This is a genomic window from Bradyrhizobium jicamae (assembly GCF_018130695.1).
GTDB classification, from domain to species: Bacteria; Pseudomonadota; Alphaproteobacteria; order Rhizobiales; family Xanthobacteraceae; genus Bradyrhizobium; species Bradyrhizobium jicamae_B.
This window is the reverse complement of record NZ_JAFCJX010000008.1, coordinates 169,606-187,504: the sequence shown is the minus strand read 5'-3', so window position 1 is coordinate 187,504 and position 17,899 is coordinate 169,606. Positions and strand designations below refer to the sequence as shown.

At 64.0% G+C, this 17,899-nt stretch carries 20 protein-coding genes and 2 tRNA genes; 5 read left to right on the top strand and 17 right to left on the bottom strand.

Annotated elements, in window-relative coordinates:
- Positions 1 to 10 precede the first annotated feature (10 nt).
- The 3 genes from JQ604_RS13725 to coxB all read right to left on the bottom strand — a co-directional run bounded on the left by JQ604_RS13725 (position 11) and on the right by coxB (position 3,395).
- Positions 11 to 715, bottom strand: coding sequence for a cytochrome c oxidase subunit 3 (locus JQ604_RS13725; RefSeq protein WP_212357930.1), 705 nt, complete (start codon positions 713 to 715; stop codon positions 11 to 13).
- Complete coding sequence (locus JQ604_RS13720; RefSeq protein ID WP_212357929.1) at positions 712 to 2,487, bottom strand: cytochrome c oxidase subunit I; 1,776 nt, start codon at positions 2,485 to 2,487, stop codon at positions 712 to 714. Before JQ604_RS13720 ends, JQ604_RS13725 begins: the two co-directional genes overlap by 4 nt.
- A 74-nt stretch (positions 2,488 to 2,561) precedes the next feature.
- Complete coding sequence (gene coxB, locus JQ604_RS13715) at positions 2,562 to 3,395, bottom strand: cytochrome c oxidase subunit II (protein ID WP_212357928.1); 834 nt, start codon at positions 3,393 to 3,395, stop codon at positions 2,562 to 2,564.
- Positions 3,396 to 3,962: 567 nt separating this feature from the next.
- Between coxB and JQ604_RS13710 the strand changes: the two genes are divergently transcribed.
- Together JQ604_RS13710 and JQ604_RS13705 are read left to right on the top strand one after the other, a co-directional pair.
- On the top strand, positions 3,963 to 4,859 hold the full coding sequence (locus tag JQ604_RS13710) for a DUF2189 domain-containing protein (protein ID WP_212357927.1): 897 nt from the start codon (positions 3,963 to 3,965) through the stop codon (positions 4,857 to 4,859).
- A 32-nt stretch (positions 4,860 to 4,891) separates the two neighbouring features.
- Positions 4,892 to 5,812, top strand: coding sequence for a complex I NDUFA9 subunit family protein (locus tag JQ604_RS13705; protein ID WP_212357926.1), 921 nt, complete (start codon positions 4,892 to 4,894; stop codon positions 5,810 to 5,812).
- Positions 5,813 to 6,094: 282 nt separating this feature from the next.
- Here JQ604_RS13705 and JQ604_RS13700 read toward each other — a convergent pair.
- From JQ604_RS13700 to JQ604_RS13640, 13 genes are all read right to left on the bottom strand, one after another.
- A tRNA-Phe gene (locus JQ604_RS13700) sits at positions 6,095 to 6,170 on the bottom strand.
- A 352-nt stretch (positions 6,171 to 6,522) separates the two neighbouring features.
- Positions 6,523 to 6,705: a DNA gyrase inhibitor YacG gene (gene yacG, locus JQ604_RS13695; RefSeq protein ID WP_212357925.1), complete on the bottom strand. Its 183-nt coding sequence runs from the start codon at positions 6,703 to 6,705 to the stop codon at positions 6,523 to 6,525.
- A 241-nt stretch (positions 6,706 to 6,946) separates the two neighbouring features.
- Positions 6,947 to 7,576, bottom strand: coding sequence for a Maf-like protein (locus JQ604_RS13690; protein ID WP_212357924.1), 630 nt, complete (start codon positions 7,574 to 7,576; stop codon positions 6,947 to 6,949).
- 371 nt (positions 7,577 to 7,947) lie between these two features.
- A complete protein-coding gene (locus tag JQ604_RS13685) occupies positions 7,948 to 8,412 on the bottom strand; it encodes a low molecular weight phosphatase family protein (protein ID WP_212357923.1) in 465 nt (154 codons plus the stop codon).
- A gap of 33 nt (positions 8,413 to 8,445) precedes the next feature.
- Positions 8,446 to 8,952: a UPF0262 family protein gene (locus JQ604_RS13680; protein WP_212357922.1), complete on the bottom strand. Its 507-nt coding sequence runs from the start codon at positions 8,950 to 8,952 to the stop codon at positions 8,446 to 8,448.
- Complete coding sequence (hisD, locus tag JQ604_RS13675; protein WP_212357921.1) at positions 8,949 to 10,244, bottom strand: histidinol dehydrogenase; 1,296 nt, start codon at positions 10,242 to 10,244, stop codon at positions 8,949 to 8,951. Before hisD ends, JQ604_RS13680 begins: the two co-directional genes overlap by 4 nt.
- A 189-nt stretch (positions 10,245 to 10,433) precedes the next feature.
- Positions 10,434 to 10,859: a DUF2948 family protein gene (locus JQ604_RS13670; protein WP_212357920.1), complete on the bottom strand. Its 426-nt coding sequence runs from the start codon at positions 10,857 to 10,859 to the stop codon at positions 10,434 to 10,436.
- A 77-nt stretch (positions 10,860 to 10,936) separates the two neighbouring features.
- Entirely contained in the window at positions 10,937 to 11,596 is a 660-nt protein-coding gene (locus JQ604_RS13665; RefSeq protein WP_212357919.1) for an epimerase, read from the bottom strand.
- A 180-nt stretch (positions 11,597 to 11,776) separates the two neighbouring features.
- Positions 11,777 to 12,601 (bottom strand): alpha/beta fold hydrolase, encoded by an 825-nt coding sequence (locus tag JQ604_RS13660; protein WP_212357918.1) that lies wholly within the window; start codon positions 12,599 to 12,601, stop codon positions 11,777 to 11,779.
- 78 nt (positions 12,602 to 12,679) lie between these two features.
- Complete coding sequence (locus JQ604_RS13655; protein ID WP_212357917.1) at positions 12,680 to 13,162, bottom strand: hypothetical protein; 483 nt, start codon at positions 13,160 to 13,162, stop codon at positions 12,680 to 12,682.
- 166 nt (positions 13,163 to 13,328) lie between these two features.
- Positions 13,329 to 13,637, bottom strand: coding sequence for a UBP-type zinc finger domain-containing protein (locus JQ604_RS13650; RefSeq protein WP_212357916.1), 309 nt, complete (start codon positions 13,635 to 13,637; stop codon positions 13,329 to 13,331).
- 9 nt (positions 13,638 to 13,646) lie between these two features.
- The gene (locus JQ604_RS13645) at positions 13,647 to 15,341 is read right to left on the bottom strand and encodes an FAD-dependent oxidoreductase (RefSeq protein WP_212357915.1); all 1,695 of its coding nucleotides are present in this window, start codon (positions 15,339 to 15,341) and stop codon (positions 13,647 to 13,649) included.
- A gap of 35 nt (positions 15,342 to 15,376) precedes the next feature.
- A complete protein-coding gene (locus JQ604_RS13640) occupies positions 15,377 to 15,568 on the bottom strand; it encodes a hypothetical protein (protein ID WP_212357914.1) in 192 nt (63 codons plus the stop codon).
- A 309-nt stretch (positions 15,569 to 15,877) separates the two neighbouring features.
- Here JQ604_RS13640 and JQ604_RS13635 point away from each other — a divergent pair.
- Positions 15,878 to 15,952: transfer RNA gene (locus tag JQ604_RS13635), tRNA-Thr, on the top strand.
- Positions 15,953 to 16,019: 67 nt separating this feature from the next.
- Here JQ604_RS13635 and JQ604_RS41865 read toward each other — a convergent pair.
- A complete protein-coding gene (locus JQ604_RS41865; RefSeq protein ID WP_283817990.1) occupies positions 16,020 to 16,145 on the bottom strand; it encodes a hypothetical protein in 126 nt (41 codons plus the stop codon).
- Positions 16,146 to 16,244: 99 nt separating this feature from the next.
- Between JQ604_RS41865 and JQ604_RS13625 the strand changes: the two genes are divergently transcribed.
- Both JQ604_RS13625 and JQ604_RS13620 read left to right on the top strand, forming a co-directional pair.
- The gene (locus JQ604_RS13625; RefSeq protein WP_212357912.1) at positions 16,245 to 16,568 is read left to right on the top strand and encodes a hypothetical protein; all 324 of its coding nucleotides are present in this window, start codon (positions 16,245 to 16,247) and stop codon (positions 16,566 to 16,568) included.
- A 371-nt stretch (positions 16,569 to 16,939) separates the two neighbouring features.
- Complete coding sequence (locus JQ604_RS13620) at positions 16,940 to 17,674, top strand: outer membrane protein (protein WP_212357911.1); 735 nt, start codon at positions 16,940 to 16,942, stop codon at positions 17,672 to 17,674.
- Positions 17,675 to 17,899: the final 225 nt, after the last annotated feature.

Sequence of the window (17,899 nt, the reverse complement as noted above, 5' to 3'; positions counted from 1 at the left end):
TGTCCGCCCTTCAAGTGAGCAATTGGCGACAGATGTCGACGAAGTTGTCGGTCCAGCCGGTCAGGAGACCGAGCAGCACCAGCCAGACCAGCAGCAGGAAATGCCAGTAGATGGCGCAGAGTTCGACACTGAGGCGCATCTGACCAGCCTCGGCGCCATGCCGCAGCCTAAACATCGCCCGGCCGAGCGCAACCAGACCGCCGATCAGATGCAGCCCGTGCACCGCCGTGATCAGGTAGAAGAACGAATTGGCCGGGTTGGATGCGACGAAATAGCCGGCGGCGCTCAGCTGCCGCCACGCCAGCAGTTGTCCGGCCAGGAATGTGACGGCCAAGGCGCCACCGCCGAGCAGGCCGAGAACGACACCGTCCATGTCGTTGCGGCGCGCGGCCATGTAGGCCCATTGCAGCGCGACGCTGCTCAGCACCAGCACACCCGTGTTGAACCACAGCAGCGCCGGCACCGGCAGCGTCCGCCAGTCCACCATGGTCATGCGCATCGAATAAGCGCTGATGAAGAGCGCGAACAGCGAGCCCACCACAGCCAGAAACACGCCCAATCCGATCTTCGCCGCCGGCAGCGATGAGCTGTCGTGCTCACGCAGATCGACGATCACGCCTTCCTCCAGCCATGGCTTGGCTGCCAGCCGCTGTTGCGAGAGCCACCATCCCGCAATGACCGCGACGCCAGCCATGAACAGGATGATGGCGCTCATGGGCGGGACCCCTGCGCCGCCAATCCAGCCGGCGGCTCATTTTGCGGCACGAAGTCCCTGGCCGCGCCGGGGACGCTGTAATCGTAGGCCCAGCGATAGACGATCGGGAGCTCCTTGCCCCAATTGCCATGCCCCGGCGGGGTCTCCGGCGTTTGCCATTCCAGCGACGCGCCTCCCCAGGGATTGCCGCCGGCCTCCTTGCCCTTGAACAGGCTCCAGACCAGATTGAACAGGAACACCAGCTGGGCGAAGCCGACAATCAGGGCCGCCACGCTCATGAACGCGTTGAGGTCATGCGCGGACGCCGGAATGAAGGAGGTTTCGCCGATGTCGTGATAGCGGCGCGGCATGCCCAGCAGACCAAGATAGTGCATGGGGAAGAACACCGCATAGGCGCCGAGGAACGAGACCCAGAAGTGGAATCGTCCAAGCGTCTCATCGAGCATGCGCCCCGTGACTTTCGGATACCAATGATAGATGCCGCCGAACACGGCCATGATCGGCGCAATGCCCATCACCATGTGGAAGTGGGCGACGACGAACATGGTGTCAGACAGGGGAACGTCGACCACCACGTTGCCGAGAAACAGCCCGGTCAGGCCGCCGTTGACGAAGGTGATGATGAACGCCAGCGCGAACAGCATCGGGACGGTGAGATGGATGTCGCCACGCCAAAGCGTCAGCACCCAGTTGTAAACCTTGATCGCGGTCGGGATGGCGATGATGAGCGTCGTGGTGGCGAAGAAGAACCCGAAATACGGGTGCATGCCGCTCACATACATGTGGTGCGCCCATACGACAAAGCTGAGGGCGCCGATGGCCACGATGGCCCAGACCATCATACGATAGCCGAAGATGTTCTTCCGCGCATGGACGCTGATCAGATCGGAAATGATGCCGAAGGCCGGCAGGGCGACGATGTAGACTTCGGGATGCCCAAAGAACCAGAACAGGTGCTGGAACAGGATCGGGCTGCCGCCGCCATACTTCGTCAGCTGGCCCATCTCGACCAGGGTGGGCATGAAGAAGCTGGTGCCCAGCAGGCGGTCGAACAGCAGCATCACCGAGGCGACGAACAGCGCCGGGAAGGCCAGCAGCGCCATGATGGTGGCCGTGAAAATGCCCCACACCGTCAGGGGCAACCGCATCAACGTCATGCCGCGCGTGCGCGCCTGCAGCACCGTCACCACATAGTTGAGCCCGCCCATGGTGAAGCCGATGATGAACAGGATCAGCGAGGCCAGCATTAGAATGATGCCCCAGTCCTGCCCGGGCGTGCCGGAGAGGATCGCCTGCGGCGGGTACAGCGTCCAGCCGGCGCCGGTGGGTCCGCCCGGTACGAAGAAGGTCGCGGCCAGCACCAGCACGGCGAGCAGATAGACCCAGTAGCTCAGCATGTTCACATAGGGGAACACCATGTCCCGGGCGCCGACCATGAGCGGGATCAGGTAGTTGCCGAAGCCGCCGAGGAACAACGCGGTGAGCAGGTAGATCACCATGATCATGCCGTGCATGGTGATGAACTGCAGGTACTGGTTGGCATCGATGAAGGAGAATGTGCCGGGAAATCCCAGCTGCAGCCGCATCAGCCACGACAGCACCAGCGCGACCATTCCGATTGCCATCGCCGTCATCGAGTACTGGATGGCGATCACCTTGGCGTCCTGCGAAAAGACGTACCGCGTCCACCAACTCTTCGGATGATAAAGCTCGACCTCGCCCACTTCAGCGGGCGGGATGCCTGCGGTGGTGTCAAACGGGACATCGACCATCGGAATACCCTCCTTGGTCTTCTGTTCGGCGAGGCGGTCGCCTCACGAGGGATGGCGCCTCCTCGTCATTCCTTTCATTCGCGGCCGCTCTTGTAGGCAGCCTTCTCGACGTTGCGCTGCGCCGACAGCTCGGCGAACGTCCGCTGCTTCTCCAGCCAGGCGTGATATTCCGTGTCTTCCTCGACGACGACCTTGCTGCGCATCTGCGCGTGCGCGGCGCCGCAGAGTTCGGCACAGAGGACGTCGAATGTTCCGGTGCGGGTCGGCGTGAACCAGTAATAGGTGACCGAGCCCGGGATCATGTCCATCTTCGCCCGGAACTCCGGCACGTAGAAATCATGCAGCACGTCGATCGAGCGGAGCAGCACCTTCACCGGTTTGCCGACCGGCAGGTGCAGATCCTCGTTCAGTACAACGACGTCGTCTTTGCCGTTGGGATCGTCGGGATTTAGTCCCATCGGATTGTCGGAGCTGATCAGGCGGGCATCTGATGTCCCGAGCCGGCCGTCCTTTCCGGGCAGCCGGTAGCTCCACATCCACTGCTGGCCCATCACCTCGACCTCGGTCGCATTGGCCGGGACGGTCACGAACTGGTGCCAGACGACGAGGCCCGGTGCCAGCATGGCCGCGACGCCGACGGCGGTGCCGATCGTCAGCCACGATTCCAGTCGCTTGTTCTCGGGATTGTAGGCGGCGCGCCTGCCCTCCTTGTGATGGAAGCGGAACACGCAATAGGCCATGAAGGCGACGACCGCGAAAAACACCGCGCCGGTGATCCAGAATGTCAGGGTGATGGTGTCGTCGATGTAGCGCCAGTTTGAGGCGAGCGGGGTCCACCACCACGGGCTGAAAATGTGAAACAGCACCGAGGCCAGTGCAACCAACAGCAGTATGATCGCTACAGCCATCCCTAATGCATCCTTGCCAATTAAGGCTGCGGATACGAGCTAGAGGGCGGAGCTCACGTCTGTCACAATGGCGAATGCCATCTTCGCCATCATCGTGCCTCTTGTCTCGCCCATTAGGCCGGTCGCGACGTAAAAGGTCGACACGAACTGCACGTCAAAACCGGTCATCTCACGGGAGCCGGGGCCGTTCAGTGCTTTTTAAGATGGTCCCCGTCGAGCCCGGCGTCAATAGAGTCAATACAGACGAGTATGCCCGCCCCTGTCCGGGTGCGGACTAGGCCCGGATGCAACGCAGCCGACGGACCCCCGCCGGCGCCACCATGCGATGGCGCGATGCAGCAAATCGATTTGTGCGGATGCACAATTCACCCAACGATGAGCGCCATCTTGCTTCTATCGCATATCGTACTAATTTCACTGTACCGGTCGCGACAGATGTCGTCCGGCAAGGCTCCTTCACGTTGAACCTGATTTGCCGGGCTCGATCGCGAATTTCGCGCACGAGACGGATGCGTGCGATTTGAGTGCGCTCCGCTCCCTGCGGTCACAGACAAGGAGACCGGAGCTATGGCCACAGTATTCGCAAGACCCAAACTGCAAGTGTTCGGCGTCTCTACCCCCTTTGTCGTTCGCAAGATCAGCCTTTCCGATTTGGGCAACGCGCTGCGCCTGGGCTGGGAAGACTTCAAGGCTATCCCGACTCACGCCATCGTCCTGTGCGTGATTTATCCTGTTCTCGGACTTGTCCTGTTCAGACTTGTCATCGGCTATTCGGTGCTGCCGCTGCTCTTTCCGCTCGCCGCCGGCTTTACCCTGATCGGTCCTTTTGCCGGGCTCGGCCTCTATGAGCTCAGCCGCCGCCGCGAGCGCGGAAAGGAAGCCGCGGCCTGGGACGCAATGGAGGTGCTGCGTGCACCGTCCTTTGGCGCCATGCTCGAACTCGGCGTCCTCCTGTTCGTTCTGTTCGGCGTCTGGATCGGCGCCGCGAACGCGATCTACGTTGCGACCTTCGGCTATGCTCCGGCTGCAAGCATCCCTGACTTCGCAACGCGTGTTTTGACGACACCGGAAGGATGGTCGCTCATCATCGTCGGTTGCGGCGTCGGCTTCCTGTTCGCCGTCGTGGCCCTGTGCATCAGCGTTGTGTCGTTTCCACTGATGCTCGACCGGCACGCAACTGCGATCGACGCAATCCGGACGTCGCTGCGGGCCGTGGGAGAAAATCCGATTCCGATGGCGGCATGGGGTCTGGTTGTCGCGACACTGCTGGCGATCGGCTCGCTGCCGTTCTTCGTCGGTCTCGCCGTCGTTCTGCCGGTGCTCGGTCATGCCACTTGGCATCTTTATCGGAAGGTGGTCGAGCCTGATCCGAATCCGCCGGAAGAACAGCCCCGCCCGCCGATAGGCCACCGCTATGCGGCGGATTTTCCGGCCTCGCTCTTCCCGTGGAGCCGCGAACGCTAGCCGGGGCAGCAACGAACGGGCGCATCATCACTGTGTTCGGCGGAACCGGCTTTCTCGGCAACCGCATCGTTCGCCATCTGCGCAATCACGAATTTCCCGTCCGGATCGCGTCAAGGCATCCGGACGGGGGACACAGCCAGTCGGGTCCCGAGAATCAAGTTCAATTCGTAGAGGCCAACATTCACGATGAGCGATCAGTCGCGGATGCGCTGATTGGCGCCTACGGCGTCATAAACGCGGTCAGCCTTTATCGCGAGCGCGGACTGGAAACTTTTCACTCCGTTCACGTCGAGGCGGCGCAACGGGTAGCAGTCCTGGCCCACCGGTCGGGAGTCAAGCGGCTTGTTCACGTTTCGGGGATCGGTGCCGATGTCGCCTCGCCGTCCTGCTACATCCGAAAGCGCGGCGAAGGCGAACAGGCGGTCCGTGCGGAATTCGCCGATGCGTTTATCGTCCGCCCGGCTGCGATGTTCGGATCGGACGACGCGTTTCTCAGCACCGTCCTCAAGCTCCTTCGTCGGCTTCCGATCTATCCGATGTTCGGCCAGGGCCGGACCAGATTGCAACCGGCCTATGTTGAAGATGTTGCAGAGGCGATTGCCCGAATCATGGAGCGAGCCGAGACTCACCCGACAGTCTTTGAGTTCGGCGGCCCGACCCCCTACTCTTACGAGCAATTGCTCACGGCGATTGCGCATCAAGCTGGCCTCGCGCCTCTCCTGATTCCGATCCCGTTTGCCGTTTGGCACGCGCTGGTAAGGGCCTCCGAAATAATGCTCCCTGGCCTGCCCCTTACTCGAAATCAGGTGGAGCTGATGCAGATCGACACCGTGCCGTCGCCGGAGATGCCTGGATTTGCCGAGCTTGGCATTTCGCCACTTTCGATCGAGGAAATCCTCCAGAGGATATTAGCGAGTCGAGAAGAAAGAGGCTGCCCGGCTAGATCGCTCTAACGACAGACGGTTCGTGCGCGACAATCGATTGAGATTGCCAGGGCTTTCCAACTTGGTTGCGGGGAGCGCAACGCCCGATCTCTGCGAAGTGGTCGCCAAAACGCGAAAGGCGGCCCCGCGGGTCGTCTGCGCCGATATCGCAAGCATCCGGGTGTTGCGAGGCAGGATTTAAACGTACGTGAGCTTAACGACCCCTGGCGAGAGACCGCGAGCGCCGTTAGCGCCGACCGTCCCGCGAACACAATCCTGCAAGATCGTGCTCCACCGTGGAAAAGCGTAAAATGGTGCCCAGGGGCGGGATCGAACCACCGACACTGCGATTTTCAGTCGCATGCTCTACCAACTGAGCTACCTGGGCATACCGGCTGGGCCTAAAAGGCCGAAGCGAGCGGGCGGTTTATAGAGAGGTCGAGGGGCTGTGTCCACCTCACTTCGCCTTTGGCTTCGCGAGGCGTCGCCCGCCTTCCGTTTCCGTCATAAGCCTTTGATAAGTTAAAACTTTTTTTCATCTCCTCGCGACCGAGATAATCCGGAGGCGGCGGCCTCGGCTGCATTTTGCAGATCGCAGCCGCCCTGTCGGCTCAGTTTTCCACCTTGATCTTGGCGTCGCGGATCACGGGGCCCCATTTGTCGGTCTCGGACGAATCGGGCTCTCTTGTTCCGACGCGTTTTCTTCACGCGAACCGGTATCCACTTCGCTCGAAAACGCTTTACTCGAGGTCCTCGACCTCGTCGTCGCGGCCGGGCACGACATAGCGGCCGGTCAGCCAGCGGTTCAGATCGACATCGCGACAGCGTGAGGAGCAGAACGGGCGGAATTTTTGCTCGACCGGCTTGCTGCAGATCGGGCAGACGCGCGGCGGAGATGCGGGTTTGTCGAGGTTGTCGTTCATGGCGGCAATTTACACGATGTAGGCATCGAAAGGCGGTGGCGCCACGGGTTCCTCTTCCTTCTCCCCTTGTGGGAGAAGGTGGCGCGAAGCGCCGGATGAGGGGTATGTCACCTCGAACTCTGCTCGTGCGGAGAGATACCCCTCACCCGAACCTCAAGCTGCGCTTGAGTTTCGACCTCTCCCACAAGGGGAGAGGTGCACTGCCGATGCGGTGCGAAGATCGATGGCGAAACGAAACGGCTCACACGCCGATCGCGTTGAGCCAGCCGTAGCGGATCGGAAAGCCTTCGCCGCCGAGCAACGTGACGGTTTCATACAGCGGCAGGCCGACCACGTTGGTGTAGGAGCCAACCATCTTGACCACGAAGGAGCCGGCGATGCCCTGCACGGCGTAGCCGCCGGCTTTGCCGCGCCATTCGCCGGAGCCGATATAGGCCTGGATGTCGTCTTCGGAGAGGCGCTTGAAGCGCACGCGGGTTTCGACCAGGCGCTGGCGGAACGCCTCCTTCGGCGTCACCAGGCAGATCGCGGTGTAGACGCGATGGTTGCGGCCCGACAGCATGCGCAGGCACTGCGCGGCCTCGTCCACCAGGTTGGCCTTGGGCAGGATGCGGCGGCCAACCGCGACCACGGTGTCGGCGGAGATCACAAACGAGCCGCGCAGATCGTCGTCGAGATGCACCGATTTCAGCGCCGCGTCGGCTTTCGCCCTCGCGAGGCGGTTGGCGCAGGCGCGCGGCAGCTCGCCCCGCTTCGGGGTCTCGTCGACATCGGCCGGACGCAGCGCGTCGGGCTCGATGCCGGCCTGGTTGAGCAGCGACAGCCGCCGCGGCGAACCGGAAGCAAGAACGATTTTGGGACGGCCAAGCATGCGGATGCGGGAATTCTTCTGAATCGGAGGGACGAACGCGCGCGGAACCTAACGGACCGGGGCTGGTTTCACAACCACGGAACCGGACGGGGAATCACGGCTCCCGGCCTCGCAAACCCCGATAAGCACAGTCGTTTGTCAGTCTGGCGACAAGCGGACCGGAAGTAAGCTCTCGTGTCCCGGACGCGGTGCAGCGCTTCTTCAGCGGTGCACCGCAGAGCCGGGACCCACGACACCCCTCGTTTGAGCATGATCTTATCGGAAAACCGCTTCACACTTTTCCGGATCATGCTCCGATGGGCCCGGATCAGCAGCGCACCACGCCGCGAAGGGCGGCGCGCTGCGCAGCGTCCGGGGCACGCGGATGGACCTCAGCCGCTCGCGGCGCCCACCTTGGCAAACCGGCGGCGGATCCGCAGCAAGAGGCCGTCGCAGACCTCGCGATAGGCGGCGAGCTTCTGCTCGCGGCTGCCTTCGGTGGTGGTCGGATCGACGGTCGGCCAGTACTCGACGTCGGCGGCGAGCGTGCGGGTGAGTTCGAGGGCCTTGTGGTGGGCCTCCGGCGCCAGCGTGATGATCAGGTCGAAGTTCAGGCCTTCCCAGTCCTCGAGCTCCTCGAAGGTCTGCGGCTTGTGGCCGGAGATATCCTGGCCGAACTCGGCCATCACGGCGACCGCAAACGGGTCGAGCTCACCCTTGCGCGCGCCGGCGGAGCGGACATAGAGCGCCTGCGGAAACATCTGCTGCAACAGGCTCTCGGCCATCGGCGAGCGCACGCTGTTCAGGCCGCACGCGAACAGCACGGACTGCGGGGTGCGCGCGCTCGGCGGCGCCATGCGGTCAGGCTTTTTTCAAAGCGGGCTTCGGCATCATGCGCCCTCGCCCTTCCAGTGCAGCACGGTGATCAGTGTGAACAGCCGCCGCGCGGTCTCGAAATCGACGCGCACCTTGCCCTTCAGCCGCTCCTGCAGCGTGCGCGAGCCGTCGTCATGGATGCCGCGTCGGCCCATGTCGATCGCCTCGATCTTGTCGGGCGTGGCGGTCCGGATCGCGTTGTAATAGCTGTCGCAGATCATGAAGTAGTCCTTCACGACGCGGCGGAACGGCGTCAGCGACAGCAAATGCGCGACGACCGGCGAACCGTCTTCCTTCTTGATATCGAACATCAGGCGGTTGCCGGTGATGGCGATATGCAGCGTGAACGGTCCGCCGCCGGCTGCGCCTTCGGGTGCGAACAGATTCTGCTCGATCAGGTCGTAGATCGCGATCGCGCGCTCGTGCTCGATATCGGGACCGGAACGGCCGATCGACTCCTCGTCGAGCGTCACCGCGACGATGCGATTGTTGGAATCCTCGTCGTGGGGCGGCTTGTTCATGAGAGGTTGAGGCGCAGTCCGACGGAACGTGAATGGGCATCGAGACCCTCGGCCTGGCCGAGCGTCATCGCGGCCGGCCCCAGCGCACGCAGCTGGTCCGGGCCGCATTTCAGGATCGAGGTTCGCTTCATGAAGTCAAGCACCCCGAGGCCCGAGGAGAACCGCGCCGAGCGCGCCGTCGGCAGCACATGGTTGGAGCCGCCGACATAATCGCCGATCGCCTCCGGCGTGTGCGGCCCAAGGAAGATCGCACCGGCATTGCGGACTTGCTTCGACAGGCCCTCGGCATCCGCGGTCATGATCTCCAGATGCTCGGCGGCGATCGCGTTGGCGAGCTCCACCGCATCGTCGAGCTTGGTGACCATGATGATGGCGCCGAAGTCCTGCCAGGACGCGCGCGCGATCTCCGCACGCGGCAGCGTCTTGAGCTGCGCTTCGACCGCGCGCTCGACATCGGCCGCGAGCCGCGCAGAGTCCGTGATCAGGATCGACTGCGCGCTGACGTCATGCTCGGCCTGCGCCAACAGATCGGCGGCGATCCAGTCGGCGTTGCCGGTGTCGTCGGCGATCACCAGCACCTCGGAGGGGCCGGCGATCATGTCGATGCCGACCTTGCCGAACACAAGCCGCTTGGCGGCGGCGACATAGGCATTGCCCGGCCCGACGATCTTGGCGACCGGCGCGATCGTCGCCGTCCCATAGGCGAGCGCGGCCACCGCCTGCGCGCCGCCGACGCGGTAGATCTCGGCGACGCCGCCGAGATGGGCGGCGGCCAGCACCAGCGGATTGAGCTTGCCGTCCGGCGCCGGCACCACCATGACGACGCGCGGCACGCCGGCGACCCTGGCGGGCACCGCGTTCATCAGCACCGAGGACGGATAGGCCGCAGTCCCCCCGGGCACGTAGAGCCCGACCGCATCGACCGCGGTCCAGCGCCAGCCGAGCTCGACGCCGGTGGCGTCCGTGAACCGCTCGTCCTTCGGCATCTGGCGCTGGTGGAAGGTCTCGATCCGGTCGCGGGCGAATTTCAGGGCGTCGACGGTCTTGGCGTCGCAGGCCTTCACGGCCGCCTCGATCTCGGCCGCGGTCACCCGCAGGGCGGAGGCCGCAATATCCAGCCGGTCGAACTTCTTCGTCGCCTCGAGCAGCGCCGCGTCGCCCCTCGCCACGACGTCGTCGACGATGGCGCGGGTGGCGCACTCGACATCGGCCGAGACCTCCCGCTTGGCAGCCAGGAAGTCACGGAAACGCTGGGCAAAATCGGCGCTCTGTCGGTCCAGGCGAACGGGCATATTGGCTTTCTGGGACGTCACGGAATCGGTCCCTGCTCAATGGCGCGACGGATTATGGCCGTCAACCCTTGTCCCGGCGAAGGCCGGGACCTGTAGGGTGGGCAAAGGCGCCCTCGCGCCGTGCCCACCATTCCCGGTGTGCTCGCGAAGGTGGGCACGCTATCGCTTTGCCCACCCTACAATCCGTGCCTAAACCGCCGCCGTGCCCAGATCATCCGTCCCGAGATCGGTCAGCTCACATTCCAGGCGCTCCACATCCAGCCGGAGCGCGGCGCCGTGGTTGAACAGCAGCAGCGCGCTGCCGCCGGGCGGGTCGGAGGGATGGAATTCGATCCCGACCAGTTCCAGGGTCGCCTCGAGATCGTCGAGGTCGATGTTGCGCGACTTGCAGGCCAGCACCCGGTCGAACCGCAGTGCGGCGATCAGCCGCCGCGAGGCAGGATCGCCCGCCAGCGTCTGCTCCCAGTCGAGGCGGAACATGCCGATAACCAGCCGCTTCTCGTCCTGCCGCCAGACGATGTCGGCGGCGGCGACCTGGGCGTCCTGGACATGCGCGGAGATCACCGCGAGGTCATCGGCGTCGAGCGCGATCAATTTGAGCGGGGCGGGTGGCATGGCGACACTCTATAACGCGTCGCCGCCGGATCGGTACCGCGTCGGATGCGGGAAAATGCGACACCAATGGAACCGGGTCAGAACCGGTTGATGTCCTCCATCTCCAGGATCGGCTTCGGATAGCCGTCGCGCGCCACCGCGATCATGGCGCGGCCGAACTTCTCGGAGGTCGTCATGTGGTTCGGCGCGACCCGCACCAGCCAGGACAGCAGCGGGCTCGTCACCGCATAGAACGCCTGCACCCACGCGGTCTTGGAGCGCACGCCGTGCAGCGGCTGGATGCCGGCGGGCCGGAACATGTAGGCGGCCTTGAACGGCAGCTTGAGCAGGTCGTTCTCGGTCTTGCCCTTGACGCGCGCCCACATCATCGAGCCCTTCTCGGTCGAATCCGTGCTGCGGCCGGTGACATAGGTGAAGACCATGCCCGGGTTGAGCCGCGACAGCGTGATCGCCGCGGCCATCGTGATGTCATAGGTGAGATGGCGATAGCGTTCCGCATCCATGCCGATCGAGGAGACGCCGAGGCAGAAGAAGCAGGCGTCGTAGCCGGTGAGCTGCGATTCGATCGCGGTGTAATCGGTGAAGTCCTTGTGGCTCAGCTCGACGAGCCTGGCATGGCTCTGCCCCGTCGGACTGCGCCCAACCGCCAGCACCCGCGTCACGCCGGGATCAACCAGGCACTCGCGCAGCACGCCCTGCCCGACCATGCCGGTCGCACCGAACAGGATGACTTTCATGCCGTGGTCTCTCCAATAGTCCCCCCTCTCCCCGTTCTTACGGGGAGAGGGTTGGGGTGAGGGGCTATCTCCGCAAAAATGCTGACAGCGAGCAAGCGGAGAGTCCCCCTCACCCGGATTGCATCTGCGATGCAATCCGGCCTCTCCCCGCAAGCGGGGCGAGGCGAAGTGTGCCTCGCTTCAGCCCTTGATGAACGCCAGCAGATCCGCGTTGATCGTCGGCGCTTCCGTGGTCGGCATGCCATGCGGAAAGCCCTTGTACGTCTTCAGCGTGCCGTTCTTCAAAAGCTTCGCCGACAGCGGGCCTGAATCCGCATAGGGCACGACCTGATCGTCGTCGCCATGCATCACCAGCACCGGCACGTTGATCTTCTTCAGATCCTCGGTGAAGTCGGTCTGCGAGAAGGCGACGATGCCGTCGTAATGCGCCTTGGCGCCGCCCATCATGCCCTGGCGCCACCAGTTCTGGATCACGGCCTCCGACGGCTTCGCGCCGGGACGGTTGTAGCCGTAGAACGGGCCGGCGGCGATGTCGCGGTAGAAGCCGGAACGGTTGGCCGCCAGCTGGACCTGAAAATCGTCGAACACGCTCTTCGGCAGGCCGCCGGGATTTTGTGGGGTCTGCACCATCAAGGGCGGCACCGCGGCGATGATCGCGGCCTTGGCCACGCGGCTCTCGCCGTGACGCGCGATGTAGTGCACGACTTCGCCGCCGCCGGTGGAATGGCCGACATGGACGGCGTTTTTGAGATCGAGATGCGCGGTCAGCGCGGCGAGATCGTCGGCGTAGTGATCCATGTCGTGGCCGTCGGCGACCTGCGCCGAGCGGCCATGGCCGCGGCGGTCATGGGCGACGACGCGGAAGCCGTGATTGAGGAAGAACATCATCTGCGCGTCCCAATCGTCCGACGACAGCGGCCAGCCATGGCTGAACACGATCGGCTGGCCCGCGCCCCAATCCTTGTAGAAGATCTCGACGCCGTCCCTGGTGGTGATGATGGGCATGGAGCAGCCTTTCCTGCACGGATAGTGGAGAGCACGCCCGTTCGGGCGTGCGAGGGCGATGACGAAACTGAGTAAGCGTCAGGCCAGCGCCAGCGGCTTGAAGCGCCGCCAGGCGGCAATGGTGGCGATCACGAAGAACACCAGCACGACGCCCTGCACCGCGCCGAACACCGGACCGGACGGCGGCACGCTTGGCGCCAGTTCGTGCAGCACCGAAATCTTCAGGAAGCTCTGGATCACGAGCACGAAGACGTTGAGATAGAGCGAGACCATCGCGGTGACGACATAGACGGACCGCCAGATGCCGGCGAGCCTCATGAGGTAGAGCGCGATGCAGGCGATCGCGAGCAGCACCAGCGAGATGAAGCCGACGACGTGGGACGGCAGCAGCTTGTCGAAGAACAGCGGCGGAATCAGGAAGCCGGTGGCGCTGGTGAGGATGGTGGTCACCAGAAAGACCGCGGTCATGCCGGGCATCCGCTGCGCGCCGAGCAGCCCGTACATCACCACAAGGCCGGTCACGATTCCGATCAGGCTGATGAGTGTGTGAAACAGGACCATGCGACGCCTCCCCGTTGAGACCCCGACGTTACGATGTGTGTCCGGAAATTTCCACTCGCCCTAGTGCCGTGCGCGGTAACGGATGCAGGAACTCAACGAAAGGATGATGCGCACAATCGCTTTGCATTGCTGTCACAAATGCAGGCAGGCGTGCGCGCAATAAGATTCAATAGTAGCGCGGAATCTTGCCGTTATGCGGCGTCTTGCGCCTGGAGAGATCGAACAAGACTTCATCGACATAGCACCAGCCCCAGCCCTCCGGCGGATCATAGCCTTCGATCACGGGATGGCCGGTGGCGTGGAAATGCGCCGTGGCGTGCTTGTTTGGCGAGTCGTCGCAGCAGCCGACATGGCCGCAGGTCCGGCAGATCCGTAAGTGCAGCCAGCGGCTGCCGCTCTTCAGGCACTCCTCGCAGCCGAGCGCGCTCGGCGTCACGTCCTGGATGCCGGCGATGTGATTGCAGCCCTTGGACATGCGTGGCCTCTACAACGATGGGCTCGCGCTGTCGGCAAGAAAGCCGTGCAGCGCGGCAACGACCTGCGCGCCCTCGCCGATCGCGCCGCCGACGCGCTTGACCGAGCCGGAGCGGACGTCGCCGACCGCGAACACGCCGGGCACGGTGGTTTCGAGCTGCGGCACCGGACGCCCGCTCTCGTCATGCGTGACGCCGGTCACCACGAAGCCGGCGCGATCGACCTGCACGCCGCAGCCTTCGAGCCAGCCTGTCGCGGGATCGGCGCCGACGAACAGGAAAAGATTGCGGACGGGAAGCGAAAATTCGTCGGGCGCGAGCCGGCTGCGCCAGCGAATGCGCTCCAGCGTCTCCACACCTTCCAGCCCGATCACCTCGGTGTTGAACATCAATTCGATGTTCGGCGTCGCCTCGATGCGCTCGATCAGATAGCGCGACATGCTGGCGCCGAGACCGCCGCCGCGGATCATCATGTAGACCTTGCGCGCATGCGCCGACAGGAACACCGCGGCTTGCCCGGCCGAATTGCCGCCGCCGACCAGCACCACGTCCTGGTTGGCGCAAAGCCGCGCCTCGATCGGCGAAGCCCAGTACCAGACGCCGCGGCCCTCATAGGCCTCGAGGTTCGCCATCTCCGGCCGGCGATAGCGCGCGCCGCTCGCCACCACCACCGACTTGGCGCGCAGCGTGTGGCCGCACATGGTCGACAGCGCAAACGCACCCGAGGCTTTCGAGCAGTCGAGCGATTTCACCGAGACCGGGATCAGCATCTCCGCGCCGAACTTCTGCGCCTGGTTGAAGGCGCGCCCTGCGAGCGCCTGGCCGGAGATGCCGGTCGGGAAACCGAGATAGTTTTCAATGCGCGCACTGGCGCCGGCCTGACCGCCGAAGGCGCGGGAATCCAGCACCGCGACCGACAGGCCTTCGGACGCCGCATAAACAGCGGTGGCCAAACCGGCCGGACCGCTGCCGACCACGGCGACGTCGTAGAGTTTGTCATGCGCATGGGCGCCGATCATGCCGAGCGCCATCGCAAGCGAGATCTCCGACGGATTGCGCAGCACGGTGCCGTCGGGGCAGACCACCAGCGGCAGGTCGGCGCGCGAGGCCGAATAGCGCGCGACCAGATCGGCGGCGTCCGTATCGGTGTCGGGATCGAGGAAATGATGCGGCTGGCCGTTGCGCGACAGGAAGTTCTGCAGGCCCGCCATGTTGCCGGCCGAGGCCGGGCCGATCAGCACCGCGCCGCCGGCGCCACCCTGGATCAGGCTGACCCGGCGCAGGATCAGTGCACGCATGATGCGCTCGCCGAGATCGGCCTCGGCAACCAAAAGCGCGCGCAACCGCTCCGGCGGCAGCAGCAGCGTCTCGACATCGCCCTCGGCATGGCCGTCGACCAGCGCGGGACGGCCGGAGAGCTGGCCGATCTCGGCGAGGAATTGGCCGGGCCCCTGGTCGATGACGGGCGTGACAATGCCGAGGCCGTCGCGGATTGTGATCGCGACATTGCCCGAGAGCACCACGAACATGCCGGGCCCGGGCTTGCCGGTCTCGAACAGCGCCTCGCCGGATTTGTACGCGCGCAGCTCGCCGAAGCGGCGCATGCGCTCGATCTCCTGCGGCGTCAGCGTCGGAAAGGTTTGCTCGAGGCGCGGGAAGGCATAGGCGGTGGCGTTCAGTCGGTTGATCGTGGTCTCGTCGGCCATTCTTGTTGTTTCCGCTTGCCCGGCGAAGAGCGATCCTATCGACCGGGCTCCTTTTCGCCAGCGTCATCTAGGAAGGCGTCGGGCAATTCGGTAGATGCGGCGTCGGTCCGCCCGCGCGCCTGCGACTTCCGCCGCTTCAGGTTTTCGCGCAGCGCAAGCTTCAGACGATCCCGCCGCGCAGTCGCTCCGCGCGCATCCGCTTTGCCCCTGTCCTTCTCGTCAGCCATTCCGAACTCGCTCGCCTCCAACTCTCGCGCTCCGCAGAATAGTCAAAGCGCCGGCGCCCTGCACCCACTCGGCTGGCCAGGTCCGAGGCTGGATTCGGGCAAGATTTGTCAGGGAAGGCCGCGCTGGCGCGATTGGGAACCGAATCCACCCCGAATCGGCCCGATAACAGCGACCGAGGGCCCAGATCGGACAAATTCAGCGGATTCGAGGCGCTTTGGGGCCACCCTTGTGCTTGCGCCGGAGGGGGCCTTGTGGCAAGAACCGCCCGCTTGGACGGGCCCTTGAGGGCCGATTCTTTTCCCGGGCATGCTGCCGTAGCTCAGTGGTAGAGCACTCCATTGGTAATGGAGAGGTCGACAGTTCAATCCTGTCTGGCAGCACCATTCTTTGCAAACATCATCATGACATCAGCCCTCGCGCGACCTTCGTCGCGCGCGAGCCGCGCAATTATCAATGCGTGATCACCACACCTGCGCCGGCAACAACGACAACGACGTAGAACGCGAACACACTGCCGACCCATTTCCAGTCGATTTGTCCGTCCTCGGGACTCAGGCTTTCAATAATATCGCGCATGATCGCCTCCTCGGGAAATGCGTGCGCGTGGTATAGCCCCGGTCCGGAGCGTGATACGTGATCCACTTCACACTTCTTGTCCCCGGAGCGGAACCCTAAGTGACCGGACCAGAACTAAAGAAATTGCGCGAAGATCTCAGCGAAGCGATCGGCCGTCCGCTCACCCCTGCCGACATGGCCAAGCTGTGCGGATTGTCTGACGATGCCAACGCCGCCAACACGATCCGGAAATGGGAAGTGACGGGGCCGAGCAGCCAGGCCGCTGAACTCCTTCGGGTGCTGGCGATGGCCAGCGAGCGCTATCCGATCCTGGAGAAGTTCAACATCTTCGACCGCCACGACGTGGCGGTGAAGGACCGTCCGGCGCGCCGCCAGGCGTTTCGCGAGCAGATGCGCGAGGACGTGCGGCGCAGGCTCGGCTGAAACTCCAACACCGGCTTCGATCACCTCTCCCGGAGGGAGAGGTCGGATTGCGAGCGAAGCGAGGAATCCGGGTGAGGGTGTCAGGTCCATCGAGGGACCGCATCCCCTCACCCGGCGCTATGCGCCGACCTCTCCCAAGGGAGAGGTGAATCCCCGCCGCCAATCCGACCTGACTTCGTTGCGCATGACGGCTTCTTTACCGTTTCTTCACCGCGCCGCTTAAGCCCGCGTTAGGCACAAAAAAGGATTACCGGCCAAGAGCTTGGGTTATCGGACGCGCTGCCGCTTCATTGACAGCATTTTATTTAAATCCGGCCTAACTGCCCTCAAGGACGGCGCCCTGGCGCCTCAGTTACCTGCCGGAGACCATGATGAAGACCCTTCTGCTCGCCACCGCTTCCCTCGCAGCCATTGCTGCCGTGAGCGCGAGCGCCCACGCCGCCGATCTTGGCGCACGCCCCTACAGCCAGGCTCCCGCGTATGCACCCTATGCCGCGCCGATCTACAACTGGACCGGCTTCTATATCGGCGGCCATCTCGGCGGCGCGTTTGCGGGCAGCAACGCCTTCAACGGCCTCGTGCTCTCGGACTACAGCGCCCGCCTGATGGGCGGCGTGCAGGCCGGCGCCGATTGGCAGTTCCATCCGAATGTCGTTGTTGGCGTCGAAGGCCAGTATTCCTGGCTCGGCAACAATGCGCTGAACGCGATCTTCCCGACCGGCCTCGTCTACAACAACAACCAGCGCGCGATCGCCTCGATCACCGGCCGCATCGGCTACACCTGGGGTCCGGGCCTCGTCTACGTGAATGGCGGCTACGCCTATTCCGACAACCGCGAGACGTTGACGCTCGGCGGCGTCAACGTTCCCTTCCTGCTCAGCGACAATCACACCAACGGCTACACCGTCGGCGCCGGCCTCGAATACATGTTCGCGCCGAACTGGTCGGCCAAGGCCGAGTACCAGTATTACAATTTCGGCGACGCGCGCTTCCTCGCGCCCGCAGCCCTGGTGCCGTTCGGCTCGTTCCACAATGACGAGCACACGATCAAGGCCGGCATCAACTACCGCTTCAATCTCGGCGGCCAGGCGGTCGCGCGCTACTGATCTCTGAGGTCACGACGAGCAGCGAAAGGCCGGCATACATGCCGGCCTTTTTTGTTGCGTTGTGCAGCGGCAGCGCACGGATCCAATTCCGACCTGCGGAACAAATCACCGCGCATGTCGCTGAAAAATAACAGAGATCGCCCGCAGCCTTCCCCATTTTTTAACGGACGGTCGCGATACTGCCGCGCGAGGGATCATCCCAAGGTAGTGACGACGGGGCACGGG